The organism is Qipengyuania sp. (assembly GCF_964227205.1).
Lineage (GTDB): Bacteria > Pseudomonadota > Alphaproteobacteria > Sphingomonadales > Sphingomonadaceae > Qipengyuania.
This window is the reverse complement of the sequence record NZ_CAXQVB010000003.1, coordinates 327,441-352,728: the sequence shown is the minus strand read 5'-3', so window position 1 is coordinate 352,728 and position 25,288 is coordinate 327,441. Positions and strand designations below refer to the sequence as shown.

General features: G+C 65.6%; 30 protein-coding genes. 8 read left to right on the top strand and 22 right to left on the bottom strand.

Annotated features, from left to right (window positions below; all coding sequences use genetic code 11):
* Nucleotides 1-15: 15 nt before the first annotated feature.
* Nucleotides 16-1,653: an FMN-binding glutamate synthase family protein gene (locus tag ACEQZ0_RS09365; RefSeq protein WP_370190588.1), complete on the top strand. Its 1,638-nt coding sequence runs from the start codon at nt 16-18 to the stop codon at nt 1,651-1,653.
* Between the two features lie 244 nt (nt 1,654-1,897).
* Here the strand turns inward: ACEQZ0_RS09365 and ACEQZ0_RS09360 are convergent, their stop codons facing one another.
* Nucleotides 1,898-2,506 carry an outer membrane protein gene (locus tag ACEQZ0_RS09360; protein ID WP_370190587.1) on the bottom strand — a complete coding sequence of 203 codons (609 nt, stop codon included), beginning with the start codon at nt 2,504-2,506 and terminating at the stop codon, nt 1,898-1,900.
* 152 nt (nt 2,507-2,658) lie between these two features.
* Between ACEQZ0_RS09360 and ACEQZ0_RS09355 the strand changes: the two genes are divergently transcribed.
* Nucleotides 2,659-3,330, top strand: coding sequence for an SDR family NAD(P)-dependent oxidoreductase (locus tag ACEQZ0_RS09355; protein WP_370190586.1), 672 nt, complete (start codon nt 2,659-2,661; stop codon nt 3,328-3,330).
* Here ACEQZ0_RS09355 and ACEQZ0_RS09350 read toward each other — a convergent pair.
* Both ACEQZ0_RS09350 and ACEQZ0_RS09345 read right to left on the bottom strand, forming a co-directional pair.
* Nucleotides 3,327-4,463, bottom strand: a complete 1,137-nt coding sequence (locus tag ACEQZ0_RS09350; RefSeq protein ID WP_370190585.1) for an aminotransferase class V-fold PLP-dependent enzyme — start codon at nt 4,461-4,463, stop codon at nt 3,327-3,329. The genes ACEQZ0_RS09355 and ACEQZ0_RS09350 overlap by 4 nt on opposite strands.
* 5 nt (nt 4,464-4,468) lie before the next feature.
* On the bottom strand, nt 4,469-6,727 hold the full coding sequence (locus tag ACEQZ0_RS09345) for an NADP-dependent malic enzyme (protein WP_370190584.1): 2,259 nt from the start codon (nt 6,725-6,727) through the stop codon (nt 4,469-4,471).
* A gap of 113 nt (nt 6,728-6,840) precedes the next feature.
* Here ACEQZ0_RS09345 and mutS point away from each other — a divergent pair, with 113 nt between their 5' ends.
* Together mutS and ACEQZ0_RS09335 are read left to right on the top strand one after the other, a co-directional pair.
* Entirely contained in the window at nt 6,841-9,465 is a 2,625-nt protein-coding gene (mutS, locus tag ACEQZ0_RS09340; RefSeq protein ID WP_370190583.1) for a DNA mismatch repair protein MutS, read from the top strand.
* A 53-nt stretch (nt 9,466-9,518) separates the two neighbouring features.
* On the top strand, nt 9,519-9,935 hold the full coding sequence (locus ACEQZ0_RS09335; RefSeq protein WP_370190582.1) for a YidH family protein: 417 nt from the start codon (nt 9,519-9,521) through the stop codon (nt 9,933-9,935).
* On the opposite strand, the gene ACEQZ0_RS09330 is transcribed toward ACEQZ0_RS09335, so the two are convergent.
* The 5 genes from ACEQZ0_RS09330 to gluQRS all read right to left on the bottom strand — a co-directional run bounded on the left by ACEQZ0_RS09330 (nt 9,936) and on the right by gluQRS (nt 13,054).
* The gene (locus ACEQZ0_RS09330) at nt 9,936-10,250 is read right to left on the bottom strand and encodes a hypothetical protein (protein WP_370190581.1); all 315 of its coding nucleotides are present in this window, start codon (nt 10,248-10,250) and stop codon (nt 9,936-9,938) included.
* Nucleotides 10,251-10,452: 202 nt separating this feature from the next.
* Nucleotides 10,453-11,325: a 3-hydroxyacyl-CoA dehydrogenase family protein gene (locus ACEQZ0_RS09325; RefSeq protein ID WP_370190580.1), complete on the bottom strand. Its 873-nt coding sequence runs from the start codon at nt 11,323-11,325 to the stop codon at nt 10,453-10,455.
* 71 nt (nt 11,326-11,396) lie between these two features.
* Entirely contained in the window at nt 11,397-11,975 is a 579-nt protein-coding gene (locus tag ACEQZ0_RS09320; RefSeq protein ID WP_370190579.1) for a cob(I)yrinic acid a,c-diamide adenosyltransferase, read from the bottom strand.
* A gap of 4 nt (nt 11,976-11,979) precedes the next feature.
* Nucleotides 11,980-12,210, bottom strand: a complete 231-nt coding sequence (locus tag ACEQZ0_RS09315; protein WP_370190578.1) for a hypothetical protein — start codon at nt 12,208-12,210, stop codon at nt 11,980-11,982.
* Nucleotides 12,211-12,223: 13 nt separating this feature from the next.
* On the bottom strand, nt 12,224-13,054 hold the full coding sequence (gene gluQRS / locus ACEQZ0_RS09310; protein WP_370190577.1) for a tRNA glutamyl-Q(34) synthetase GluQRS: 831 nt from the start codon (nt 13,052-13,054) through the stop codon (nt 12,224-12,226).
* Nucleotides 13,055-13,191: 137 nt separating this feature from the next.
* Between gluQRS and ACEQZ0_RS09305 the strand changes: the two genes are divergently transcribed.
* Nucleotides 13,192-13,800, top strand: a complete 609-nt coding sequence (locus tag ACEQZ0_RS09305; protein WP_370190576.1) for an HNH endonuclease — start codon at nt 13,192-13,194, stop codon at nt 13,798-13,800.
* Between the two features lie 52 nt (nt 13,801-13,852).
* Here the strand turns inward: ACEQZ0_RS09305 and ACEQZ0_RS09300 are convergent, their stop codons facing one another.
* The 8 genes from ACEQZ0_RS09300 to dksA all read right to left on the bottom strand — a co-directional run bounded on the left by ACEQZ0_RS09300 (nt 13,853) and on the right by dksA (nt 19,765).
* Entirely contained in the window at nt 13,853-14,152 is a 300-nt protein-coding gene (locus ACEQZ0_RS09300; protein WP_370190575.1) for a GIY-YIG nuclease family protein, read from the bottom strand.
* A 49-nt stretch (nt 14,153-14,201) separates the two neighbouring features.
* Nucleotides 14,202-15,419 (bottom strand): kynureninase, encoded by a 1,218-nt coding sequence (kynU, locus tag ACEQZ0_RS09295; protein ID WP_370190574.1) that lies wholly within the window; start codon nt 15,417-15,419, stop codon nt 14,202-14,204.
* Nucleotides 15,412-16,077, bottom strand: a complete 666-nt coding sequence (kynB, locus tag ACEQZ0_RS09290; RefSeq protein WP_370190573.1) for an arylformamidase — start codon at nt 16,075-16,077, stop codon at nt 15,412-15,414. Before kynB ends, kynU begins: the two co-directional genes overlap by 8 nt.
* Nucleotides 16,074-16,865 carry a tryptophan 2,3-dioxygenase gene (locus tag ACEQZ0_RS09285; RefSeq protein ID WP_370190572.1) on the bottom strand — a complete coding sequence of 264 codons (792 nt, stop codon included), beginning with the start codon at nt 16,863-16,865 and terminating at the stop codon, nt 16,074-16,076. The genes kynB and ACEQZ0_RS09285 overlap by 4 nt, the downstream gene beginning before the upstream one ends.
* Before the next feature lie 36 nt (nt 16,866-16,901).
* Entirely contained in the window at nt 16,902-17,318 is a 417-nt protein-coding gene (locus ACEQZ0_RS09280; protein ID WP_370190571.1) for a DUF4112 domain-containing protein, read from the bottom strand.
* Between the two features lie 5 nt (nt 17,319-17,323).
* Nucleotides 17,324-18,784, bottom strand: a complete 1,461-nt coding sequence (locus tag ACEQZ0_RS09275; RefSeq protein WP_370190570.1) for an ABC transporter substrate-binding protein — start codon at nt 18,782-18,784, stop codon at nt 17,324-17,326.
* Nucleotides 18,785-18,829: 45 nt separating this feature from the next.
* Nucleotides 18,830-19,213: a PilZ domain-containing protein gene (locus ACEQZ0_RS09270; RefSeq protein ID WP_370190569.1), complete on the bottom strand. Its 384-nt coding sequence runs from the start codon at nt 19,211-19,213 to the stop codon at nt 18,830-18,832.
* 96 nt (nt 19,214-19,309) lie between these two features.
* Nucleotides 19,310-19,765, bottom strand: coding sequence for an RNA polymerase-binding protein DksA (gene dksA / locus ACEQZ0_RS09265; protein ID WP_370190568.1), 456 nt, complete (start codon nt 19,763-19,765; stop codon nt 19,310-19,312).
* Nucleotides 19,766-20,053: 288 nt separating this feature from the next.
* Here dksA and ACEQZ0_RS09260 point away from each other — a divergent pair, with 288 nt between their 5' ends.
* Complete coding sequence (locus ACEQZ0_RS09260) at nt 20,054-20,383, top strand: hypothetical protein (RefSeq protein ID WP_370190567.1); 330 nt, start codon at nt 20,054-20,056, stop codon at nt 20,381-20,383.
* On the opposite strand, the gene ACEQZ0_RS09255 is transcribed toward ACEQZ0_RS09260, so the two are convergent.
* From ACEQZ0_RS09255 to ACEQZ0_RS09235, 5 genes are read right to left on the bottom strand one after another with little or no spacing between them, the layout of a single operon-like run.
* The gene (locus tag ACEQZ0_RS09255; RefSeq protein WP_370190566.1) at nt 20,380-21,516 is read right to left on the bottom strand and encodes a GNAT family N-acetyltransferase; all 1,137 of its coding nucleotides are present in this window, start codon (nt 21,514-21,516) and stop codon (nt 20,380-20,382) included. The genes ACEQZ0_RS09260 and ACEQZ0_RS09255 overlap by 4 nt on opposite strands.
* Nucleotides 21,513-22,274 carry a glycerophosphodiester phosphodiesterase family protein gene (locus ACEQZ0_RS09250; protein ID WP_370190565.1) on the bottom strand — a complete coding sequence of 254 codons (762 nt, stop codon included), beginning with the start codon at nt 22,272-22,274 and terminating at the stop codon, nt 21,513-21,515. Before ACEQZ0_RS09250 ends, ACEQZ0_RS09255 begins: the two co-directional genes overlap by 4 nt.
* Nucleotides 22,258-22,713 (bottom strand): RidA family protein, encoded by a 456-nt coding sequence (locus ACEQZ0_RS09245; RefSeq protein ID WP_370190564.1) that lies wholly within the window; start codon nt 22,711-22,713, stop codon nt 22,258-22,260. Before ACEQZ0_RS09245 ends, ACEQZ0_RS09250 begins: the two co-directional genes overlap by 17 nt.
* Nucleotides 22,710-23,339, bottom strand: coding sequence for an HAD family hydrolase (locus tag ACEQZ0_RS09240; RefSeq protein ID WP_370190563.1), 630 nt, complete (start codon nt 23,337-23,339; stop codon nt 22,710-22,712). Before ACEQZ0_RS09240 ends, ACEQZ0_RS09245 begins: the two co-directional genes overlap by 4 nt.
* Entirely contained in the window at nt 23,336-23,569 is a 234-nt protein-coding gene (locus ACEQZ0_RS09235; protein ID WP_370190897.1) for a DUF3572 family protein, read from the bottom strand. Before ACEQZ0_RS09235 ends, ACEQZ0_RS09240 begins: the two co-directional genes overlap by 4 nt.
* A gap of 103 nt (nt 23,570-23,672) precedes the next feature.
* Between ACEQZ0_RS09235 and ACEQZ0_RS09230 the strand changes: the two genes are divergently transcribed.
* Nucleotides 23,673-24,041, top strand: a complete 369-nt coding sequence (locus tag ACEQZ0_RS09230) for a response regulator (RefSeq protein ID WP_370190562.1) — start codon at nt 23,673-23,675, stop codon at nt 24,039-24,041.
* Between the two features lie 169 nt (nt 24,042-24,210).
* On the opposite strand, the gene ACEQZ0_RS09225 is transcribed toward ACEQZ0_RS09230, so the two are convergent.
* On the bottom strand, nt 24,211-24,804 hold the full coding sequence (locus ACEQZ0_RS09225) for a Pycsar system effector family protein (protein WP_370190561.1): 594 nt from the start codon (nt 24,802-24,804) through the stop codon (nt 24,211-24,213).
* Between the two features lie 157 nt (nt 24,805-24,961).
* Between ACEQZ0_RS09225 and ACEQZ0_RS09220 the strand changes: the two genes are divergently transcribed.
* Nucleotides 24,962-25,204 carry an acyl carrier protein gene (locus ACEQZ0_RS09220; protein ID WP_370190560.1) on the top strand — a complete coding sequence of 81 codons (243 nt, stop codon included), beginning with the start codon at nt 24,962-24,964 and terminating at the stop codon, nt 25,202-25,204.
* Nucleotides 25,205-25,288: the final 84 nt, after the last annotated feature.

Below are 25,288 nucleotides of genomic sequence, written 5' to 3'. Positions count from 1 at the left end.
AGGAGAGGGCGCCCGATGAAATCGATTTTCGCAACGCTTTTCCAGGACAATGCCCTCGAACGTAACCTCGGACTGTGGTCGACCGCGCTGGCAGTGCTCTTGTTCGGAACGATCGCGATGACCGTACAGCCTGCCGCGGCGTGGGGCCTGGCAGTCGTCGGCCCGCTGTTTCTCCTGGCCCTGTGGGACCTGTTCCAGAAGAAGCACTCGCTGCGGCGCAACTACCCCCTCGGGGCGCGCTTTCGCTGGCTGTTCGAGGACCTGCGCCCCTTCCTGCGCAGCTACATCGTAGAGGGCCCGCTCGAGGGACGACCATACGACCGTGTCTCCCGTTCGCTGGTATATGCGCGGGCCAAGGGACAGGAAGATGCCAATCCTTTCGGTACCGAGCTCGACGTCTATTCCGAAGAGTATGAAGCCCTCTGCCATTCGACCAGTCCCAACGCCGGTGCGCCCAAGCGTACCCGCGTGAAGGTCGGCAGTGACCAATGCGCAAAGCCTTATGAAGCCGCCCGTCTGAACATAAGCGCGATGAGCTTCGGTGCTCTGGGGGCAAATGCGATCGAAGCCCTGAATCTCGGTGCCAAAATGGGCGATTTCTACCACGACACCGGCGAGGGAGGGCTGTCTCCCTACCATCTCAAGCATGGAGGAGATCTCGTCTGGGAGATCGGATCGGGATATTTCGGAGCGAGGACGAAGGATGGCCGGTTCGATCCCGACAGTTTCGCGGACAAGGCGCGCGACGATCGCGTAAAGATGACCGAAATCAAATTGAGTCAGGGAGCAAAGCCCGGTCACGGCGGCCTGCTCCCCGCTGCCAAGGTCAATCGGGAGATCGCCGACACGCGGCAAGTGGAGGCGCATCGGGATTGCCTGTCACCCCCCGGTCATTCCGCGTTCTCGACTCCTACCGAACTGCTCGAGTTCGCGGCAAGCATGCGCGACCTTTCAGGTGGTAAGCCGGTCGGGATAAAACTGTGCGTCGGCCTCCCGCACGAGGTATTCGCAATCGCCAAGGCAATGGTCGACAGCGGGATCCTGCTGGACTTCATCGTGGTGGATGGGGGTGGCGGCGGAACGGGGGCGGCCCCGCTCGAACTGTCGAACCACGTCGGGCTGCCGCTGCGGGTCGGTCTGCATTACGTCAATGCCGCGCTGGTCGGAACCAACCTCAAGGGAAAAGTCCGGTTGGCTGCCTCGGAAAAGGTGTTCTCCGGCTCGGCCATCGCGATGAATGCGGCTCTCGGCGCGGAATGGTGCAATGCCGCGCGCGGCTTTATGTTCTCGCTGGGCTGCGTGCAGTCGTTGCGCTGCCATACCAATACTTGCCCGACGGGTATCGCAACGACCTCGCGCGCCCGGCAGCGCGGGCTGGTGATCGAGGAAAAGGCCCAGCGAGTGGCCTCGTTCCAGTCGAAAACGCTCGATAGCCTTCACGATATCGTCGTCGCCTGCGGGCTCGAGTCGCCCGATGACTTCACCATGCAGCACCTGCGGCAGTGGAAGAACAATGCCGAAATGGTCTCCATCGGAGCGGTCATGGAAGAAGTTCACCCGGGCAGCCTTCTTGACGATCCGGAGAGCACGCCCTTTGCCGATCTCTGGCGCATCGCCGACCCACATAGCTTTCGGGCTCGCCGACACGCCTAGGCGCTCGGGCAGAGGCGCCCTATCCCCTCGTAATTCGCCCGACTTGGAGCGCCGCTCGCTCCGAGGAATCCGTCTCGCGACAGCTTCAACTCCACGACCGAGCGTGTATGAACGCCGCGCCGATTGCCGATCCTCGAACTCTGGATCGAGAAGTTCGGATATGCGTAGACAGGGCGCCCGCGAATAGCGAAGGGCCGCCCGGTCGCCCGGACGGCCCCCCGATTGTTCGAAATCGGACGACGCCTCAGAAGCGCAGGCCGAGCCCGGCCACGACCTGGTCGGTCTTCGCGTCGCCGACGTCGCCGCCGACATCGTTATAGCGCGAGCGGCGGTATTCGAGACGCCCTTCGAGCGGACCCGGCAGCTGGACCTGCAGGCCGCCGCCGAAGCGCAAGCCGCTGGCGTTTTCCTTCACATCGCTCAACGAACCGGCACTGGTGAAGGCCTTGGTGTCGAGCGCGGTGTAGCCGACCTTGCCGTAGGCCGCGATGCCCGGCGTCAGCGCGAAGCCGGCGCGGGCGCCGAGGTAATACTGGCCCTCGGCCTCGAGCCCGTCGCGGGCGCCGCCGAAGCTGCTCGGGAATTCGGTCGACCCGCCGCTCTTCGACAGTTCGCCCTCGACGCCGACGAAGGCACTGCCGAGCGAGAGATCATAGCCGGCGGTGACGCCGTAGACTGCCGAATCGGCATCGGCAGTAACGCTGTTGTCGGCCGAATCGACGTTGAGGCCTTCGTAGCCGGCGAGCGCGCCGACATAGAATCCGCCCGGAGCGGTGTTGCTGCCCTGCGCCATGGCCGGCGCTGCGACCATGGCACCGGCGAGGATTGCGGCCGCTGCGATTGTCTTTTTCATTTCACTTCCTTTCGGGTGCGTTAGTCTGCCCCCGCACCGCCGTTGGAACCTGCGCGCTTGCGCGGCGATGAACCGGAAGGCGGGAGCGGGTCGCAATGCGGCGAACCGAACGCGACGTGACGCGATCGAAATCGGAGCGAAAGAGACGGAACATGAGCGACAGGACGATCTTCATTCTCGGCGCATCGCGCGGGCTCGGCCTCGGGCTGGTGCGCGAGTTCCTCGGCCGCGGCTGGCGGGTCGTTGCCAGCGAACGCGGACGCAGCGGCGACTTGCATGCGCTTGCCTGCGACACGCTGCGGATCGTCACCTGCGACGTGACCGACCCGGCGAGTTATGCCGACCTCGGCTTCGGCGCAGGCGAACTCGACGTCCTCTTCGTCAATGCGGGCATCACCGGCGCGCGCCACCAGTCGAGCGAGCAGGCCACCGCCGAGGAAGTCGCCGAGGTGATGATGACCAATGCCTTCGGCCCGGTGCGTGCGGCGAAGACGCTGCTGCCCGCCGTCAAGGATGGCGGCACGCTCGGCTTCATGACCTCGCTGATGGGATCGATCTCCGACAGCTCGGGCGGTTACGAGCTCTATCGCAGCAGCAAGGCGGCGCTCAACATGCTCGCCAAGGGCGTGGCCGAACAGGATGCCGGTCCACGCGGGATCGCCACGCTCGCGCTCCACCCCGGCTGGGTCCAGACCGATATGGGCGGGCCGCAGGCACCCTTGAGTATCGAGGAAAGCGCAAAGGGTCTCGCCGATATCCTCGAAGGCGCGCGCGGCGCGGGCTTTCGCTACGCCGACTACACGGGCAAGGACCTGTCCTTCTAGGCCATGCACGCGCGCAGCGTGGCGATCAGCGCTGCACTGTCTTCGGATCGGTTGTAGAGATGCGGCGTCACGCGCAGCGACGAACCGCGCAGCGAGACGTGAACCTGCGCCGTTGCGAGCCGTTCGGTCAGGCCATCGGGCACGCCATTAGGGAATTCGAGCGCGAGGAAATGCGGCGCGCGCGTCCCGATCGCCGCGGATCGGAGGCCCAGTTCGCGGGCCTGATCCGCGATTTCCTGCGTCGCCGCGCCGAGCGTCTCGGAAATCGCGTCGACACCGAATTCAAGCAGGAATTCGAGCGCCGCGGTCGCGCCCATCAGCAGGGGCGGGTTCGATTTCTCGCCCATGTCGAAGCGCCGCGCGCCGGGCTGGAAATCCGCGCGATAGTCGACCAGCCGCGCGAAATCTTCCGACCCGGCGCGATTGATCCAATTGTGCTCTATCGGGCGGCCGCCATGGTGCTTCGGCGCGATATAGCAGAGGCCCACGCCATAGGGGCCCATGAGCCATTTGTAGCAGGCCGCGACGGCAAAATCGGGCTGCACCGCGTCGAAATCGAGCGGCATGGCGCCGAGCGACTGCGTCAGGTCGAGCACCAGCGCAGCGCCGACCGAGCGGCACTTCTCGCCGACCGCGACGAGATCGACCACGCGCCCGTCGGCCCAGTGATTGTGCGGCAGCGCGACGATGGCGGTGTCCGATCCGATCGCCTCGACCACCGCGTCGGTCCAGCAGTCCTGCGCGGGACGCCGGACCGCCACCACCTCGCCTCCGCTGCGCGCGGCAAGGTCGCGCCAGGGATAGACGTTCGAGGGGAACTGGTCCGCCAGCGTGACGATACACTGCCCTCCGGCAATGGGGAGGTTGGCCGCAGCCGTTGCCAGCGCATAGCTGACCGAAGGCACGATCGCGAGGCACTCGGCATCGACTTGCGTGAGCCGGGCGGCAGTGGTCCTGAAACGCTCGGCCACCGCAAAGAAATCGGCCGGGCGGAAATTCCACGGCTGCGCTTTCAGCCGCGCGCCTTCGACCATCGCCTCGCTCACGTCGTGCGCGAGCGGCGCCATATAGGCGCAGTTGAGATAATGCACATCGTCGGGGATGGCGAAGCGGTTGCGCTGGCAGGGGATCACCGCCCTCAGCCCACTACCCCGGCGCTTGCCAGCACCGCCAGCGTCAGCACGTCGGGTGCGATCGCGGTCATCGGGGCGATCTGGACGGGCTTCTCCATGCCGATCATCATCGGGCCAACGGTGGTTTCGCCAGCCAGTTCGCGCAGCAGCTTGGCCGAGAGGTTGGCCGATTGCAGCCCGGGCATGACCAGCACGTTCGCCGGCCCCGAAAGGCGGCTGAAGGGATAGAGCTGCATGACCTTGGGGTTGAGCGCGGCATCGGGCGCCATCTCGCCCTCGTATTCGAAGCCCGGGTCTTCGGCGTCGAGGAGCGCCACCGCGTCGCGGATATTGTCGAGCCACTGGCCCGACGGATTACCGAAGGTCGAATAGGAGAGGAAGGCGACGCGCGGTTCGTGGCCCATGCGGCGGGCTACGGCGGCGGTCTCCTTGGCGATATGGGCAAGCTGTTCGGCCGTCGGGCGCTCGTTGATCGTCGTGTCGGCGAGGAACACGGTGGTGTTCTTGCCGATCATCATGTGGATCCCGAAGGGCACCGCGCCCGGTTTGGGATCGAGCACGCGGCCGACTTCGCGCGCAGTCTGGGCGAAGGTACGGGTCAGACCCGAAATCATCGCATCGCCGTGCCCCAGCGCAACCAGGAGCGCGGCGAAGACGTTGCGTTCCTGGTTGACCATCCGGCCGACGTCGCGCTCGGTATAGCCGCGCCGCTGGAGGCGCTTGTAGAGATAGTCGACCATCGCCGGGACCTTGTCCGACACGGCCGAATTTTCGATGATCCAGTCGTCGGGATCGTCGACTCCGAGTTCGGCGAGCTTTTCGAGGACCTTCTCGGTCCGCCCGACGAGGATCGGCTCGCCATAGCCGAAATCGCGGAACTGGACCGCGGCGCGCAGCGCGACATCTTCCTCGGCCTCGGCGAAGACCATCCGCTTGGGGTTTGCCTTGGCCTGCTCGTAGATATTGGTCAGCGCCGCAGTGGTCGGATTGAGGCGCGCCTTCAGAGCAAGACGGTAGGCATCGAAATCCTCGATCGGCGCCTGCGCCACGCCGCTGTCCATCGCCGCTTTTGCGACCGCGCTCGAAACGACTTCCATCAGCCGCGGATCGAAGGGGGCGGGAATGATGTATTCCTCGCCGAACTGGTGGCTGACGCCATAGGCGGCGGCGACCTCGTCGGGCACGCGCTCCCGCGCGAGTTCGGCGATGGCGCGCGCGGCGGCGACCTTCATCTCCTCGTTGATCGCGGTTGCCTGCACGTCGAGCGCGCCGCGGAAGATGAAGGGGAAACCGAGCACGTTGTTGACCTGGTTGGGATAGTCCGAGCGCCCGGTGGCGATGATCGCATCGGGGCGCACCGCCTTGGCGTCCTCGGGCATGATTTCGGGCACCGGATTGGCCATGGCGAAGATGATCGGCTTGTCGGCCATTTTGGCGACCCACTCGGGTTTCAGCGCACCGGCGGCGGACAGGCCGAGGAAGACGTCTGCGCCTTCAAGCGCCTCTTCGAGGCTGCGCGCCTCGGTTTCGACGGCATGCGCGCTCTTCCACTGGTCGACATTGTCGCGGCCCGGATAGATGGGCCCGGCGCGGTCGCAGACGATCACATTCTCGTGCCGCACGCCGACCGACTTGATCAGCGCGGTACAGGCGAGCGCCGAGGCCCCGGCCCCGTTCACCACCATCTTCACGTCCTTGAGGTCGCGCCCGGTCAGGTGGCAGGCATTGATCAGCCCGGCGGCCGAAATGATCGCGGTACCGTGCTGATCGTCATGCATGACCGGAATGTTCATCCGCTCGCGCAGCGCCTGCTCGATGATGAAGCATTCGGGCGCGGCGATGTCCTCGAGATTGATGCCCCCGAAGCTCGGCTCCATCAGCGCGACCGCCTCGATGAACTTGTCCGGATCTTCCGTGTCGAGCTCGAGATCGATCGAATCGACATCGGCGAAGCGCTTGAACAGCACCGCCTTGCCTTCCATCACCGGCTTCGAGGCGAGCGCGCCGAGATTGCCGAGGCCGAGAATGGCGGTGCCGTTGGAGATCACCGCGACGAGGTTCGAGCGGGCGGTGAAGCGCGCTGCATCCTTGGGATTGGCCGCGATCGCTTCCACCGGAGCCGCGACACCGGGCGAATAGGCCAGGCTCAGGTCGCGCTGAGTCGCCATCGGCTTGGAAGCGATTATCTCGATCTTACCCGGGCGGATCGTCTCGTGGTAGAACAGTGCCTCGCGGGTATTGAATGCGGATTTTTCGTCAGCCATTAGGGTCCTCGTCTCGCTGGCTCCCGCCCCTAACCGCTCGCGCGGCGAAGTCATAGGGGAAAGGGCACCTCGCACGACTCCCGAATCGCTTCCGCGCTCGCTAGGCCCGGGTCATGTCATCCAAGCCCACCCCGATGATGCAGCAATACCTCGCGCTGAAGCGCGAGGCCGGCGATGCGCTGCTGTTCTACCGCATGGGCGATTTCTTCGAGCTGTTCTTCGACGACGCGAAAGTGGCCGCGGGCATCCTCGACATCGCGCTGACCACGCGCGGCGAACATGGCGGCGAGCCGGTGCCGATGTGCGGCGTGCCCGTGCATGCCGCGGAAGGCTACCTTGCGCGCCTCATCAAGGGCGGCTGCCGTGTCGCCATCGCCGAACAGACCGAGACGCCCGAGGAAGCCAAGGCGCGGGCGAAGCGCGAGGGCACCCCCACATCCAAGGCGCTGGTGGCCCGCGATATCGTGCGCTTCGTGACTGCGGGAACGCTGACCGAAGAGGCGCTGCTCGAACCGCGGCGGGCGAACCTGCTTGTTGCCGTGGCTCCGCTGCGCGACGGTGTCGGGCTGGCCGCCTGCGACATTTCGACCGGACGGATGGAGCTCGAGGAATGCGCTCCGCACGCGCTCGACGCCGCATTGGCGCGGCTCGGCGCGAGCGAAATCGTGGCGCCTGAGGACTGCGACGACGTACCCGGCGAGGTGATCGCGCGCCCGCGCGCCGATTTCCGCAGCGAGGAAGGCGAAGCGCGGCTGAAGGCGATCCATGGCATCGCCACGCTCGACGGGCTCGGCAGCTTTACCCGGCCGATGCTGGCGGCGGCGGCGGGGCTGATCGCCTATCTCGACCATGCCGGGCGCGGCAGCCTGCCCTTTCTCCTCCCGCCCGTGGCGCGCGGCCATGGCGCGCATCTTGCGATGGACGCGGCAACCCGCACCAGCCTCGAGATCCTCGAAGCGCAGGGCGGCGGACGCGCGGGCAGCCTGATCGCCTGCGTCGATCGCTGCGCCACCGGCGCGGGCGCGCGCCAGCTGGCCGAGGACCTCTCCGCCCCGCTCGCCGACCGTTCCGCGATCGAGGAGCGGCTCGCAGGGGTCCAGCACTTCCATGCCGATCCCCTGTTGCGCGCCGATCTGCGGGCCGTCTTGCGGCAGGCGCCCGACATCGGCCGCGCGCTCGGGCGGCTCGTCGCCGGACGCGGGTCACCGCGCGATCTCGGCCAGATCCGCGACGGCCTCGCCGAGGCGCGGCGGGTGCGCGAAATGCTGGCGGCGAGCGCAGACCTGCCGGGATTGCTCCAGCGCATGGCCGATGCGCTGGGCGGCCATGCCGCGCTGGTCGACCATCTCGCCCGCGCGCTGGTCCCCTCCCCCCCGACCGAGCGCGGTCAGGGCAATTTCATTGCGGCGGGCTACGACCACGCACTCGACGCACTGCGCGAGACCAGCGGCAATGCGAGGCGGGCGATCGCCGCGCTCGAGAGCAAGTATCGCGAGCAGACCGAAACTCCGTCGCTCAAGATCAAGCACAACAAGGTGCTGGGCTATTTTATCGAAGTGCCCGCCAAGCACGGCGACAAGCTGATGGCGGCCGACAGCGGCTTCACCCATCGCCAGACCATGGCCGGAGCGGTGCGCTTCAATTCGCTCGGCCTGCACGAGGAGGCGACGCGGATCGCCGAAGCGGGCGCGCATGCGCTGGCGGCGGAAGAAGCGCATTTCGAGGATCTGGTCGGCGAAGTCGTTCTCGCACGCGAAGCGATCGCCGCGACCGCAGCGGCGCTGGCGCGGATCGACGTCTGCGCCGCGCTGGCCGAACGCGCGGTCGAGGGCGACTGGGCGCGCCCCGAAATACTGGACGAGCCGTGTCTAGAAGTGACCGGCGGCCGGCACCCGGTGGTTGAACAGGCGCTGGCCAAGGGTGGCGAGCGCTTCGTCGCCAACGATTGCTCGCTCGGCAGCGACGACCGGCTGTGGCTGATCGGCGGCCCCAACATGGGCGGCAAGTCGACCTTCCTGCGGCAGAACGCGCTTATACTGCTACTCGCGCAGGCGGGCAGCTTCGTCCCCGCAGCTGCAGCGCGCATCGGTCTCGCCGACCGCCTGTTCAGCCGGGTCGGCGCCTCGGACAATCTCGCACGCGGGCGATCGACCTTCATGGTCGAGATGGTCGAGACCGCCGCGATCCTCAGCCAGGCGACAGCACGCAGCTTCGTCATCCTCGACGAGGTCGGCCGCGGCACCTCGACCTATGACGGGATGGCGCTCGCCTGGGCGGTGGTCGAGGCGGTGCACGAACAGCTCAAATGTCGCTGCCTCTTCGCGACGCATTACCACGAACTCAGCCGCCTCGCCGAAACCTGCGACGCGCTCAGCCTCCACCATGTCCGCGCGCGCGAGTGGAAGGGCGAGCTGGTGCTGTTGCACGAGCTGGCCAAGGGCGCGGCCGACCGCAGCTACGGCCTCTCGGTAGCCAAGCTCGCGGGTGTCCCCGGCCCGGTCATCCGCCGTGCAAAGGCGGTGCTCGACAAACTCGAAAAGGGCCGCGAAGCGACCGGCGGGCTTGGAGCCGGGCTCGGTGAGCTGCCGCTGTTCGCAGTCTCCACGCAGACCCAGGACGAAGAGCGTGACCGGCTGCGCGAGGCGTTTGAATCGCTCGATGTCGACGCGCTCTCGCCGCGCGAGGCGCTCGACACGCTCTATGCGCTCAAGGCACAGGCGATTGCGGACGAGCACTAGGCCGCCCGTCGTCGGGGTTGAACCGCATCGCCCCTTCGCGCATTGATATGGGCATGGCCCAGGATGATCCTTCCGGCGACGACAGTGCCGATACTTCGACCGAGTTGGCCGAGCTGCGCACCGATCTCGCCGAAGACCGCAATATCATGGCGCTCGAGCGCACCTTTGCCGGCTGGATGCGCACCGCCTTCGCCGCGATCGGCATCGGCCTCGGCTTCAAGGCGCTGTTCGGCGCTTTCGATCCGCCCTGGCTGGCGCGCGCCATCGCCACGATGTTCATCCTCGCGGGGGGCTGGCTTGCGATTACTGCACAGCGGCGCGCCTGCCACACCATGGCGAAGCTCGACGCGCATCGCTTCGAAGCAGTCTCCGCCCCCAACTTTCGTGTGCTGGCCTATGCCGTAGCTACCGGAGCGGCGATCCTGACCGCCGGGCTGTGGATCCTCAACGACGGCAATCTGGCCCCCTGATCAACTGCCATCGGAGGGCAGGTCGGGATCGACCTTGTTCGCCTTGCCGTACTTGTCTTCATTGTCGTCGTGATTGTCTTCGCCGCGATAGGCGGACATATCGATCCGCCCCGAGCTTTCCATGTCGCGCATATGATCGATCGTGTCCTGCGTCGAATCGCCCATCAGGCCGGATGCGTTGTCGCCCTTCACGCTTTCGGTCGGACTGTCGGGCGTTTCGTGCTGCGCGTCCTCTGAAACGGTCTGCGCCTGGCTGCGCTCGTCGTCCTGCTCGTCATTATGCGTTTCGGGAGGAAGGGTATCGGGGGTGCTCATACAATATCTCCTTTGCGGGAGAAACGATGGGCCCGGGGAGAGGGTTCCGTGCTTGTTGCGTGCGTGAAGCGCCTCCGCGCTTCCCTTGCGGCGGCACCGGCCCACTCCCCAGTTCTTGTTGCGTGCGGTCGGGACCTCCGTCCCGACCTTGCTGTTCCGTCCCGCTCCCCCTCCCGGCCAGCCGAACCGTCAGGCAAGCAAACTAGCGCGTAGCCACCGGTTGCTCGCCCGAATAGTCGTAGAAGCCGCGCCCGGTCTTGCGGCCGAGCCAACCGGCTTCGACATATTTCACCAGCAGCGGCGCGGGGCGATACTTGGCATCGCGGGTGGTCTTGTAGAGCACCATGATGATGTCGAGGCAGGTGTCGAGCCCGACGAAATCGGCCAGCTGCAGCGGACCCATCGGATGGTTGAGGCCGAGCCGGCAGCCCTTGTCGATGTCCTCGATATCGGCGGTCGACTGGCCGAGCACGAAGATCGCCTCGTTGATCATCGGCAGCAGGATGCGGTTGACGACGAAGCCCGGCTCGTCCTGGCTCAGCACCACTTCCTTGCCCAGGCTTTCGGCAAAGGCGGTGGTGCGCTCGGTCGTCGCCTGGGCGGTGGCGAGGCCGGGGATGACCTCGATCAGCTTCATCACCGGGACCGGGTTGAAGAAGTGCAGCCCGATGAAGCGCGCCGGGTCGGGCGAATAATTGGCCATGCGGGTGATCGGAATCGAGCTGGTATTCGAGGCCATGATCGCATCGGGCGCGAGAAACTCTCCCGCCTTCTCGAAGATGGCCTGCTTGATCGCCTCCTTCTCGGTCGCCGCCTCGATGATCAGCCCGGCTTCGGTCATCGGCGCATAGTCGGCGATCGGCGTGATGCGCTTCAGCGTCGCTTCGGCCTCCGCAATTTCGATCTTGCCCTTGCCGACAAGCTTGCCCAGCGCCTTGTCGATCCCGGCATGCGCCTTCTCGGCCACTTCGAGGCTGACATCGGCCAAGAGCACGTCCATGCCGTGCGCGGCTACGGTCTGCGCGATCCCCGAGCCCATCTGGCCCGCACCGATGATGGCGACCGTATTGTTCATCGAGATTTCCCTTCGCAAGTGCAGCAAGGCGCGCGGTCTAGCGAAGGCAGCGGGCGCTGGCTAGCGGCGTGTCAGCGATTGGCCCCGGGAACCCATGTCACATCGCCCCGACCATCATCATTAGCGACCCGCGCGAGCACGAAGAGGTAGTCGGACAGGCGGTTGATATAGGCCAGCGCCTGCGGATTGGTGCGCACTTCGGCCGCCATCGCGGTCATCGCACGCTCGGCGCGGCGCGCGGCGGCGCGCGCGACATGGAGGCGCGCGGCGGCCTCGCTCCCGCCGGGCAGCACGAAGCTGGTGAGCGGATCGAGCCGGGCATTGGCCGCATCGATCGCGCCTTCGAGCCATTCGACCTGCGCCGACACGGTGCGCAACACCATTTCCGAAGGGGAGAAATCGTCATCCTCGCCAGCGGGCGTGGCCAGGTCGGCGCCGAGATCGAACAAATCGTTCTGGATACGGAACAGCGGCTCGGCGAAGTCGCTGCCTGCCAGCGCGACCGCGGCAACTCCGAGCGCGGAATTCGCTTCGTCCACCGCCCCGATCGCTTCCATTCGCGCAGCATGTTTGGGCAAGCGCGATCCGTCGACGAGGCCGGTGGTCCCGTTGTCGCCGGTGCGGGTGTAGATCCTGTTGAGCTTGACCAAGGGCCTAGTTCGCGATCGCGAGGATCACCGCGACTACGACGATCGCCAGCGCCTGGTACTTGATGCGGTTGAACATCATCTTGTTCTGCAGCACCTGCATCTCGGTGGCGTCCTGCTGCTCGCCGCTCTCGAGGTCGATCTTGGTGCTCTTGAGGAAGGCGACGATCCCGCGGATCAGCGAGGCGACCACGAGGACCATGAGGATGACGAGGAGGATGGTGAGGAATGTTGTCATGACGCCTCCCGATCTAGGCGCTCGCGAGCGAAATGCCAGACGGAAAACGGTGCAAGCGTAGTTGCTCGGCAAGCAACAGACCGTCTTCGCCTCCCCCACGCCTGTCGGCCAGCGAGGGCGATCCGCGGCGCTTGGCGAGCTTCTGCCCGCTGTCATCCATCAGCAGGCCGTGGTGGTGCCAGCGCGGCACCGGCAGGCCGAGCAATGCCTGCAGCAGGCGGTGGATATGCGTGGCGGGGAACAGGTCCGCCCCGCGCGTGACCAGCGTGACCCCATCCGCCGCATCGTCGAGCGTCGCAGCCAGATGGTAGCTCGCGGGCGCGTCCTTGCGCACGATCACCACGTCACCCGCCTCGCGCGGATCGGCGATCTGCCGCCCGGCGAGCGCGTCATCCCAGTATAGCTGGCCGCAATCGGCCATGGCACGATCGACGTCGAGCCGCAGCGCCGCGGGCTTGTCCGGATCAAGCAGGCGCCCCCTGCAAGTGCCCGGATAGACCGCCCCCTGCGAGCCGAGCCGCGGCTCCATCGCCTCGATCTCGGCGCGGGTGCAGGTGCACGGATAGAGATAGCCGCGTTCGAGCAGATCGTGCGCCGCCGCCTCGTAGCGTGCGAGCCGGGTCGACTGTGCGGGGACCTCCTTCCATTCGAGCCCGAGCCATTCGAGGTCGCTGCGGAATTCCTCGGCCAGTTCCGGGCGCGAGCGCGGCCCGTCGATATCCTCGATTCGGAGCAGGAACCGCCCGCCTGCCTCCCTGGCGAGATCGTGCGCGACCACCGCCGAATAGGCATGGCCGAGGTGCAGCGGCCCGTTGGGGCTGGGGGCGAAGCGGGTGACGATCACGAGGTGCGGTTCTCCGGTTGCGCTGTTGCCCCGGTGCAACCCGGTGGAAAGGCTGTGGATAGGCTGTCTGTAACAGGCTTGACCCTTTCCCGTGCAAGTGCATTTCTCATCGCAAGAGATCGGGAGGGACGCACACCGTGTTCAAGGCCGAACTGCTGGAACGGGCCGCAAGGTTCCGAAGTACCGAGGAAGACCCGACGCGCAATTTGCAGTCGTGTCCTTCCCTCGTCCTGAATGCCGATTACACCCCGCTTTCCTACTACCCCCTGAGCCTGTGGCCGTGGCAGACCGCGATCAAGGCGATCTTCCTCGACCGGGTCGACGTGATCGCGACCTACGATCGCGAGGTCCACTCCCCCTCCCTCGACATGAAGATCCCCAGCGTGATTGCGCTGAAGCAGTATGTGCGTCCAAGCGAATTTCCCGCCTTCACCCGCTTCAACGTGTTCCTGCGCGACCGCTTCAGCTGCCAGTTCTGCGGTGACATGCACAATCTCACCTTCGACCACGTGATCCCGCGCCGGCTGGGCGGCAAGACCACGTGGGAGAACATTGCCACCGCCTGCGCGCCCTGCAACATGAAGAAGGGCGGGCGTACCCCCAAACAGGCCGGCATGCACCTCTATGCCGAGCCGATCCGGCCAACGCATTGGCAGCTGCAACAGCACGGCAAGATGTTCCCGCCCAACTACCTCCACGAAACCTGGCGCGACTGGCTATACTGGGACATCGAACTGGAGGCGTGAGCCTAGACTCTCGTCATTGCGAGCCGCCGCAGGCGGCGCGGCAATCCATGGCCTAACTGTTTAGTCCGAAGAACAGATCTCGCCATTCCGGGTTGGACCCTTCGACCAACGCGAGTTTCTTCGCACGCGAGCCCGCCTTCAATTGCTTTTCGCGCAGGATCGCTCCTTTCATCGTCGCATGGAACTCGAACCAGACCAGCCGCTTGAGCCCGTATCGTTTGGTGAAGCCATCAACCGCCCCTTCGCGATGCTGATGCGCCCGTTTCGCCAAATCGGAGGTGACACCGACATAGAGGGTGCCGCCCTTATGGTTCGCCATGATGTAGACGGCAGGCTGAAAATCGCGGTGCATGGTCCATGGATTGCCGCGCGGCTGCGCCGCTCGCAATGACGAAGTGTGGCTAGGTAACCACCGCCCGCTCGCGGAATTCGTCGCGCTGCCATTCGCCGCTCTCGAGCACTTCGGCCAGGTGCCGCGCGGCTTCGGCCATGTCCTCGAAGCGCAGATAGGCGGGGGCGAAGCCGAAGCGGAGGATGTCGGGATCGCGGAAATCGCCGATCACGCCGCGCGCGATCAGCGCTTGGCAGATGGCGTAGGCCTCGTGGTGGCGGAAGGAGAGCTGGCTGCCGCGTTGGTCGGGTTCGACCGGGCTCACGAGGGTCATCTCGACACCGCATTCCGACAGGCACTGCCGGAAAAACTCGGAGAGCGCCTGCGACTTGGCATAGAGCCGCTCGACGCCGATTTCGGCGACTAGGTCGACGCCCACCTCGAGCGCGGCAAGCCCGAGGATCGGCGGCGTGCCGCAGAGCACCTGCTCGATGCCTGGAGCGGGCGCATAGTCGTCGCTGAAGGCGAATGGCGCGGCATGCCCCATCCAGCCGGTCAGCGGTTGTCGCGCGGTGGCGAGATGGCGTTCGGCAACGAAGGCATAGGCTGGCGCCCCGGGCCCGCCGTTGAAATATTTATACCCGCAGCCGACCGCGAAATCCGCCGCGCAGGCATTGAGGTCGACCGGCAGCGCACCGCCCGAATGCGACAGGTCCCACAGCACCAGCGCGCCCTTTTCGTGCGCCGCTTTCGTCAGCGCTTCCATGTCGAACAGTTCGCCGGTCTTGTAATGCGCATGCGTCAGCAGCAGCAGCGCGACGTCTTCGTCGAGCGCATCGACGATGCTCTCGCGCGCGACCAGTCTCCGCTCGGCAAGCCCCTGTCTTTCGAGACCTTCGATCATGTAGAGGTCGGTCGGGAAATTGCCCGGCTCGCTCAGCACCACCTTGCGTCCAGGGCGCATCGTCAGCGCCGCGGAGATCAGCTTGAACAGATTCACACTTGTCGAATCGCAGGCGATCACCTCGTGCGGCAGTGCCCCGATCAGCGGCGCGATCTTCGCGCCGATCCGGGCCGAAAGATCAATCCACCCCGCCGCATTCCAGCTGCGGATCAGGCCCTCGCCCCATTCGTCGCGAACCACCTGTTCGAGCCGTGCGGGGGTCGCTTTCGGCAGGCAGCCGAGCGAGTTACCGTCGAGGTAGATCACTCCCTCGGGCACTACGAAACGCTCACGGTAATTCTTCAGCGGGTCGCCCGCATCGAGGATGCGCGCGCGCTCAAGCATCGCCCAGCTCCCGCAGGATCGCGCGGCACAATCCGGCATCGCCGCCCGCAATCTTCAAGGGCAGCGCAATCAGCTCGTAGCGCCCTTCGGGCACGCCATCGAGCACCAGCCCTTCGAGAATGCGCATGTCGTGTTCGAGCACCGCCTTGTGCGCGTCCATCGTCTTCGACTCCTGCGGGTCGACGCTGGGTGCATCGGTGCCGACCAGCTTGACGCCCTGCAACGCAAGCCATTCGACCGTTTCGGCATCGATCGCGGTGAAGGTGCTGTCCCATTCGCCATGAGGGAAGCGCTCGAAAGTGCGAAACAGCACGCGATCGACGCTACCCAGATGCGGCAAGTCGCCCACCGATATGCTGCCCCCGTTGACGCCGGTAGCATCGACCACAAGGCACTCGCCGATATAGGGATCGAGTTCCACGCTCGCGATATCTGGCGCGGTTTCCGAATAGTGCAGCGGCGCGTCGCCATGCGTGCCCGAATGGGTCGACATGGTCATCCGCCCGACATTGACCGGCGAGCCATCCTCCATCTTCCATGTCCGCTCGAAGGCGAAGGCGGTGTCGCCCGGCCAGACCGGCAAGCCCCCTTGCTCGTTGGTGGGGCGCAGCGTTTGGGAAATGTCCCAGATGCGCCGTGTGCTCTTCCAGCTGCTCACAGCGCAGTCCGCACGCTGAGGAGTTCGGGGAAGAAGGCCGCCTTCAATACGCCAGCCAGATAGGGCACTCCGGGCGTCCCGCCGGTGCCTTTCTTGAAGCCGATGATCCGCTCGACAGTCTTGAGATGGCCGAAACGCCAGCGCTGGAAATGATATTCGAGATCGACCAGCTTTTCGGCCAGTTCGTAAAGGTCCCAGTATTCCTTCGGGTCGCGATAGACTTCTGCCCAGGCCGCCTCGACTTCGGAAGAATGCGCCCAGGGATCGCCGACCGGGCGCTCGAGGACATCCTGCGGAATGGCGAAACCGCGCCGCGCCAGCAGCGCGACTGCCTCGGCATAGATCGACTTGCGCGTCAACTCTTCGCGCAATTCGGCCGCCACCTCGGGCGTCGCCTCGTGCATGGCGACCATGTCGGGTTTCCTGCCGCCGAGGAGGAATTCCATCATCCGGTACTGCGCGCTCTGGAACCCGCTCGACCCGCCGAGATGCGGGCGGATGGTGGAATAGTCGTGCGGGGTCATCGTGCTGAGCACGTCCCAGCTCTGGATCAGCTGACCCTGTGCGCGCGCCACGCGGGCGAGCATCTTGAAGCTGGGGCGCAGCCGGTCCTGCCGAATGCACTCGCGTGCCTCGAACAGTTCGTGCAGGCACAGCTTAAGCCACAGCTCGCTGGCCTGGTGGACGATGATGAACAGCATCTCGTCATGCGCATCGGAGGCCGGGTGCTGCGCGGCCAGGATGCGGTCGAGATCGAGATAGCTCGAATAGGTGACGTCGGAAGGCATGCGCGCTGCCCTAGCGCGCTATCGTCGCAGATGAAACTACCCCTCGATCACCTGCGTGTGCGGGTGGTGCTTGTCGAGGTGCGCCTTCACGATGCGCAAGTTCTTGGTGTTCGAGCGGTAGACGATGTCGAACGCATCCCCGACCAGCGGCACGGCGCCGATCGCGCTGTCCACCGCAACATTCCCCATCATGCGCCAGAGCTTCCAGCGTGGCAGGCCGAGGTTTTTGGCTTCCCACACGATATAGGCGGCCATCGCGGCGGTCACGATATCGCCGAGTACCGGCACGAAGCCGATGATGGTGTCGAGGCCGATCGGATATCTGGTGCCCGGGATCACCATGCTGCGTTCGAGCAGGTATTCCATGGCTTCGATACGCTTGCGGATCGATACCGGATCGGTCCCGGTCGGCAGTTCGATGCCCATCGGGCGCGGACGGTTCGGGTTATCCATTCGCGTTAGATGGGGGCGCGCGAGAGCGGGAACAAGGGATGGATGTTCCACGGATTTTCGCTGAAAGCCTCGATGTCGGCGCGCACCAGCGACCAACGGATCGGCGCGCCCAGGGGGATGTAGAGATTGCCGGCGAGCAGCGTGTTTTCCGCTTCGAGAAGGTACGAAGCCTCTTCGGAGGTATCGCGCGCATCCAGCGCCAACGAGACAAGATAGTCCGCATCATCGCTGCACTGGGTCCGGCTGACAGTGCAATTGAACTGGTTGAGGAACCAGCGCGGCGAGGCGTATCGGGCGACCCTGTCGCGCAGCACGAGATCGGCTTCCGACGCCGTTTGGGCGCGCGTCGTCGTCACCCCGATCGCGGCGAAATCATCGGCGAGGCCGTCGAACAGCAGGTCGGAGCCAGGCCCCGGCGGAAGGAACACCCGCACTTGCGGCTCGCGTCCGGTCCCCGCACGCCACTGCGCGACCCGCTGGCGTGCGGTGCTGCGTCGCTGCTCGAGCGAGAGTGCTTTCCAGCGCTCGTCGGGCGGAGAAGCTCCATTCGCCAGCGCCGTCGGGACGATCCGCGTCGATGGCAGCCACCCCCCGATATTGAGGGGCTGCATCAGCGCCTGCCGGTCGACGGCCATGGCCAGAGCTTCGCGGTTTCCAGCCGCACCGAGAAAGCCCGCAGGCTTGCGCACATCGAGCCCGAACAGGCCGATCGTCGCATCGAGACGGACATTCCCGCGCGAAAGCGGCCCGGTGCTGGCCAGCGGCAAGCTCGACAGCCTGCCGCCTAAAACCAGGTCGAAACGTCCTTGCGCAAAACCTTCGGCGGCCTCGCGGGCCGGGACTGCATGGAGGCGGACCTCGCGCACGAGATCGTCCCAGCCGGGCTGCTCGGGCAGCCCGCGTCGTTCGGGCGGGAGAGGGGTCAGGACAAGCCCGTCGTCCCCTTCCGTGCGGCTCATGAGCCCTGCTCCCACGCCGTCGAGATCGATTCCCAACTCTGGTTGCGCCAGCAGCTGGAGGAAATCGGGCATCGGGCTGGTCAGGCGAATCTCGATCACGCGCCCGGTCATCGCCCTGACATCGCGAATCTTGGCAAGGTCGAGTCCGAGCGAGGTCCCCCTCAACTGACGCAGGCGGCGCTGCAACGCATCGCGTACCGCCTGGGCAGTAAGCCGGCTCCCGTCGGGCATGTCGAATTCGTTGATGCGGAAGATGTAGCTCGCCCCGCCATCGGTGACGATCCAGCGCTCCGCGACTCCGGGCACCACTACACCGTTCGCATCGAGCCTCACCAGTCCGTCGGAAAGCGCCGCGCGGACATGCTGGCCGGCAAGCCCTAGCCTGAGGCCCTCTGCCGAAAGGTCTTCGGGCGACGCAATGAATGCTACATCGACGATACCATCATCGGAGCCGACGCCGCAGGCGGCGAGCGAAGCGGACAGAAAGGCAAGCAGCCATGATCGCATGATCCGCGGGTTAGCAGCCGGCGCGCGCCGCGTCAGCCAATCAAATCACAGTTTGCGGATGCGGCGTTCTTCGTCGGAAAAGGTCGGCGGAGTGGTTGCGGGCCGCGCGTAGCGCGGCACGTCGGCCCGGCTCGCGACGGGCGCGCGCACGACCTTGGGATCGATCTCGGTCGCGAAGGCCACGCCGAAACGATTGTCCTGCGCCCAGGCCACGCTGCCCTTGACGATGCCGACATTGCGCAGTTCGATTTCGAGGCGGTCGCCAGGCGAGGCCGTGATCTCGCCGGTTTCGGCCATCATGCCGCCCGCAGACAGATTTCGCACTTTGACGCGGTACGCCTGGGTCTGACCTTCGAATGTCAGTTGCGCGAACAGAAACAGGCTGTCGCGCGCAACATTGCGAGTGTCGACCGAAGACATGGCGTTCATCGTATCCCTAAATACGTTGCTCGGACCCGGCGCCCGGCGGATCCGGGACCGGCTGCACCCTAGGGACGAGACCTAAATAATCGGTTAGCGCGAGGCTCAATCGTCGCGCGAAATCTTCTCGCGCCGCTCGTGCGCTTCCTGCGCCTCGACGGTCATGGTTGCGACCGGGCGGGCGATCAGCCGCTTGAGCCCGATCGGGTCGCCGGTCACTTCGCACCAGCCATATTCGCCCTGGTCGATCCGGCGCAGCGCGGCATCGATCTTCGCGATCAACTTGCGCTGGCGGTCACGCGTACGCAGTTCGATTCCCCAGTCGGTTTCGGAGGATGCGCGGTCGTTGAGGTCCGGTTCGCGGATCGGACCGTCCTGCAGCGACTGCAAGGTCTGGCCGGCGGCATCGTGGATCGATTTCTTCCAGTCGAGCAGCAGCATGCGGAAATAATCCTGCTGACGCTCGTTCATATATTCTTCGGAATCGTCGGGAACGTAATCCTCGCCCACCGCTGCGCGGGCCGCGGCGAGCTTTGCCTTATCGTTTGCCACAGAGGCCATTGAGGACCCTCTCACCCTGGTCGAATTCAGCCATCGGACCACCGTCTCCCCCTAAAGCCCGGATATTTCCGGCGCCCCTGAATGACCCGTTCGGCGCGAGCCTATAGGCAAGCCGCCCCCGGGGCACAAGCGCCAATCCGACGAGAGGTTGAGATGCGCACGAGCCGGAGAAATGCGTGTCCCGAAGAGCGCAAAAAGAAATCGGGTTCGTGTTAACTATTTCTTGACCATGAATTTGGCAGTTACTCAATGTCCGGTAGTGAATGCCGGTCGCTTGGGGGAATGACCATGCAGCTTACCGGTATCGAAGGGGGCCACGGCAGGATCATCCAGAGCGAGGACGCCGCGGCGCTGGTCGCCGAATGCCTCGCCAAATACGAACGCGGCAGCGTCGATGCGCTCTTCGCACTCGGAGTCGCGTTCTCGACCGGCAGCCACGGAATCGTGTGCGACCTGATCGAGGCGCACAAATGGTTCAATATCGCCGCATCCAAGGGACACGAGGAAGCGAGCTGGTGCCGTGCCGACATTGCGGAAGAAATGACCGCGCGTGAAATCGCCGAAGCCCAGCGCCGCGCGCGCGAGTGGCTGGCCGAAGGTCGCCGCGCCGCCGCCTAGTTTTTCCTGAACGGAGTCCGCGCGGCAAGATAGTTGCAGTCGGCCGCGACTCCTGCGCGTTCGCGGTCGAGAAATTCCGCGACCGCCGCGCGCAATCCGGGATCGGCGATCCAGTGCGCCGAGACGGTTTCCACCGGTTCATATCCGCGGGCGAGCTTGTGCCCGCCCTGCGCGCCGGCCTCGACGCGTGAAAGGCCAAGTTCGATCGCCGCGTCGATCGCCTGATAATAGCACAGCTCGAAATGCAGGAAGCGCACCTCGCGCGTGCAGCCCCAATAGCGGCCGTAGAGCGCCTCGCCGCCGATGAAGTTGAGCGCTCCGGCGATCGGCTCGCCTTCCTGCAGCGCGAGCACCAGCAGGATGCGATCCCCCATCCGCTCGCCGAAGAGGTCGAAGGCCGCGCGGGTCAGATAGGGCGTACCCCACTTCCGCGCGCCGGTATCCTGGTAGAAATGCCAGAAGGCATCCCAATGCTGGGGCCGAATGGCATCGCCGCGCAGGCGGACGATCTCGACCTCGGCCTGCGCCGCGGCGCGTTCCTTGCGCAGATCCTTGCGCTTGCGCGAGGCGAGCGTGGCGAGGAAATCGTCGAAGCCGGCAAAGCCGCGATTGTACCAGTGGAACTGGATATCGCTGCGCAGCATCCATCCGGCATCGTCGAACAGCGCCTGCTGCGCGGGCTCGATGAAGGTCGCATGCGCCGAAGAAAAGCGGTTCTGCAGACACAATTGCTCGGCCGCGGCGAGCAGCGGTGCGGCATAGGCCGGATCCGACAGCAGCAGCCGCGGCCCCGTGGCGGGGGTGAAGGGCGCCGCGATCTGGAGCTTGGGGTAATAGCGCCCCCCGGCGCGCTCGTAAGCGTCGGCCCAGCTGTGGTCGAAGACGTATTCGCCCTGGCTGTGGCCCTTGAGATAGGCCGGCATGGCGGCGAGCAGCGGGCCGCCCTCCTCGCTGATCACCAGCGGCGTCGGCTGCCAGCCGGTACCCGGCCCGACGCTGCCCGAATCCTCCAGCGCGGTGAGGAATTCGTGGCTGACGAAGGGGTTGTCCGCTCCCGCCAGCGCGTTCCATTCCTCGCGGTCGAAGGCGCCGACCGACCCGCCGACGCGCGCGGCAAGGCCGCCGTCGCTCATGGCAGCCCCGCCCCTTCGGCGATCGGCGCATCGGCATAATCCCCCGCAACGGCCCTGGCCTCGGCCGAGTTCACCGTCCAGGTCAGCACCGGCAGGCCGGCTTCGCGCAGGCCGGCGACCATTGGATTGGGCAAGGCAGCGACATGATAGGCGATGAATTCGGGTTGGGCGATCCACAGCGCAAGATGCCGCTGCCACGGCCGCTGCGTGTAGCCATGCTCGTCCTCGCGCATGACAAGGCCGCGCAGCGTCGCGGGCGAATGGCGTCCGAACCAGCGCGACACACGCGGGTCGAAGCTCATCACCGCGTGCAAGCCGCCGTAACCCGCCAGTGTTTCGGCCACGCGCCGGCAGGTTTTCGTAACGTCGTAGCGCTTGCGCGACTTGATCTCGATCAGCAGCGGGACCGTGCCGGCGACCAGTGCGAGAAGCTCGGCGAGGTCCATCGGCCGATCCTCGCTTTCGAGATAGGCCAGTTCGCGCCACTCCGCCCGGGTCAGTGCCTCGGTGCGTTCGGGCCGCCCGACCAGCCGCGCGAAGTCCCAATCGTGGAATACCATCGGCCAGTCGTCGCGACTGCGCTGGATATCGCATTCGATCCCCAGCCCGGCCTCGAGCGCGGCCTGAAAGGCGCCGCGCGAATTCTCGATTCGCCCTGCCCCATGCAGCCCGCGGTGGGCATAGGTCCATTGCCGCAGCCAGCCGACCCGCGCGGGGTCGGGAGGCCCGACGATCCGGCGATCAAGCCTTGAGAGCAACGATCGCATCGACCTCGACGGCGGCATCGAGCGGCAGCACCGGCACGCCGACCGCGCTGCGCGCATGCTTGCCCGCCTCGCCGAAGACCTCGACCATCAGGTCCGAAGCGCCATTGGCCACCTTGGGCTGGTCGGTGAAACCGGGGGTCGAAGCGACGAACCCGCCGAGCTTGACCATGTGCGAGACGCGTTCGAGCAGGCCCGCCGCCTCGAGCTGCGCGAGGATCATCAGCCCGCAGGCGCGTGCGGCAGCCTGGCCCTGTTCGAGGCTGACAGTATCGCCCAGCTTGCCGGTGACGAGTTCACCATCGACGAAGGGCAACTGGCCCGAGACATAGGCGGTATGGCCGTCGACAACGACGGGCAGGTAGCTGGCGACGGGGGCGGCTGCCTTGGGCAGTTCGATGCCGTGTGCACGCAGTCGGTCGTGGATGCTCATGCTATTTCCTTTTCGAGCTCGCCCAGCAGCCACGGCAGCGCGTCGTCCCAGCTGTCGATCCGCGCATCGGCATGGCCCGAAGTGTGCGCGCAATCGATATGCGGGGCGAGCAGCGGTTCGCCGCAGAGGTGGAGCGTGGTGATGGTGCCGACGGTCTCGCGCGCCGAGCGGTGATGCTGCGCGAGGTCGTCGATGAAGATCGCCTTGGACGGGTTGTATTCGTCGAGGATCGCCTGCAGCGCCGGGCCCTTGGGGCCCTGGTTGGTGAAGACGCGCGCGTCGAGCCCGTGGTCGAGCAGCTGCGCCTTTCGCATCTCCTGCCGCTTGTCGACGAGATTGGTGAGGATCACGACATCGGCATGGTCGCGCAGCGCCGAAATCCCCTCGATCGCGCCGGGAATCGGCGTCTGGCGGTGCATTTCGGTGTCGAAGAAACCGCCGAGCATGCGCCAGATCTCCTCGGGCGCGAGGTACTCGCCGCTGTCCTGCCAGCGCAACGCTTTCGAAAAGTCGTTGCCCTCCATGCGGAACTCCACCCCCTGCGTCTCGCCCAGCCAGTCGCGGAAAGGCGAGACCATGTAGAGCAGCACCTCGTCGCAATCGGAGATGATCAGCGGGCGGCTCATCGCGACAGCTCCCGCGCGGCGGCCACGAGGCTCTCGGGCGTCGTGTCCAGCGCATCGGCGGCAAGCACCAGGTCGGGTTCGTGATTGGCGAGGAATTCGAGCACCGCAGCCTGAACGCCGCGATCGCTCAACCCGTTCCGCAGCCGGTCGGGCGTCAGGCCGGTCAGCGAAAGCAGCCGTTCGGCGCGCTTGTCGTCGGCCAGCGCCCAGCCGAGCGCTTCGAGCGCCAGCACCTCGGCCGGCCGGGTTTCACCTGCGGATGGTTCGCGAATAATTGTCAGCGCTCCCGCTTTTGCATAAGGCCCCCACGCATTCGCAGGGAGTCCGGGCCAAGTGGCAAAGAGAATCCTCGTTGTCGAGGACAACGATCTCAATCGTAAGCTGTTCTGTGACGTGCTGAAGGCAAACGGTCACGAAGTGGTGCCCGTCGCCGACGGCCAGAACGTGCTCGCCACGGCCAGGCGATTCGCGCCCGACCTCGTCATTATGGACATCCAGCTGCCCAATGTCAGCGGGATCGACCTGATCGCCCAGCTCAAGTCCGACGGCGAATTGGCCGAGGTTCCCGTGCTCGCGGTAACCGCCTATGCCGGCAAGGGCGACGAGGAGCGGATCAGGGATGCGGGCGCGGCCGATTACCTCGCCAAGCCGGTTTCGATCGGCCCGTTCATGGCCGCGGTGAGGGCTTTGTTGCCGGAGTAGGTGGAGTTTCTTGTTTGGTGCGCTAGCGAGCTCGGTCGCTCATTGGTCGCTCATTTGCGGCTGTGCCACAGCAAGGGCCGGACGGAGGTCCGGCACGCACGCCAAAGAGACACCCGGGCCGGTGCAGCCGCAAGCTATCGACGGAGGTCGATAGCGCATTCAGAAAACCTCAATTCATCACCATCTCGATCGCGAAGACCGCCAGCGTCACGAACAGGCCGAACATGAACACCTTGTAGGCGAGCGCGAGGAAGCGGTATTTCTTGCCTGCCAGCACCTGGCCGTTCTGGTACATGTCGTGCGCCATGGTCTCGAACACGGTACGATCGCTTTCGAGCCGGGCGAGCAATTCCTCGGTCCATTCGTCCTCGTCCATCCAGGTGTAGTGGCCGAAGAAGATCAGATTGCGATTCTTCACCTTGCCGTCGGGTCGGCCGACCTTGGGCAGCACGGCCATCACCGCGCAGAGCGAGCTGGCGAAGGAAAAGCTCGCCAGGATCATCAGCGAGACGGGCATCTGCCCGGTCAGCGCCCGGCTGACCGATAGCGAGAAGACGAGAAAGGTCGCGCCGAGCAGGATCGAGGCCTTCTGGTCGGCCATCTGCGACAGTTTGAGCGTGCTCATCTGCGCGGTTCGCATCAGGTGAATCGCATGGTTTGAATAAGTCGGCTGTCGCGCGGGGTCGGGCGCAGGCGCCGCGACGCGTTCGTTTGCGGCAGCTGTTGCGGCCTCGACCGGCTTGGCCTGTGCTGAATCGCTCATCCGTTTCCCCTGTTCGAACAGACGTTTGCGACTTTTCTTCAAGTTTGCCATTGCGGCCCGTGCTTGACAAGCACCGCCACAAGCCGCTTTGCGACGGCACTTATCGCGCGAGCGCCCATAGCGGGCCTGCGCCAGCACAGGATTGGAAAGCCCCGCCATGGACCGAGCCGAAGTCGACGCCAGGATCCGCGAACTGGCCGCCCCCTTCAACAAGAAGGGCGTGACCATCACCGAGGAGACGACCTTCGCCAACGATCTCGAATTCGACAGTCTCACGGTCATGGACTTCGTCGCCGAGATCGAGGACGAATTCGACATCATCATCTCGATGAACCAGCAGGCCGAGATCGAGAACTACGGCCAGCTGGTCGACGCGGTCACCAAGCTCCAACAGGACTGATGTCCCAATCCGTTCGCCCCGAGCGTGTCGAAGGGCTGTACTTTTGTTTTAGTGCTGCGCCAGAAGTGAAGAACGGTGCTTCGA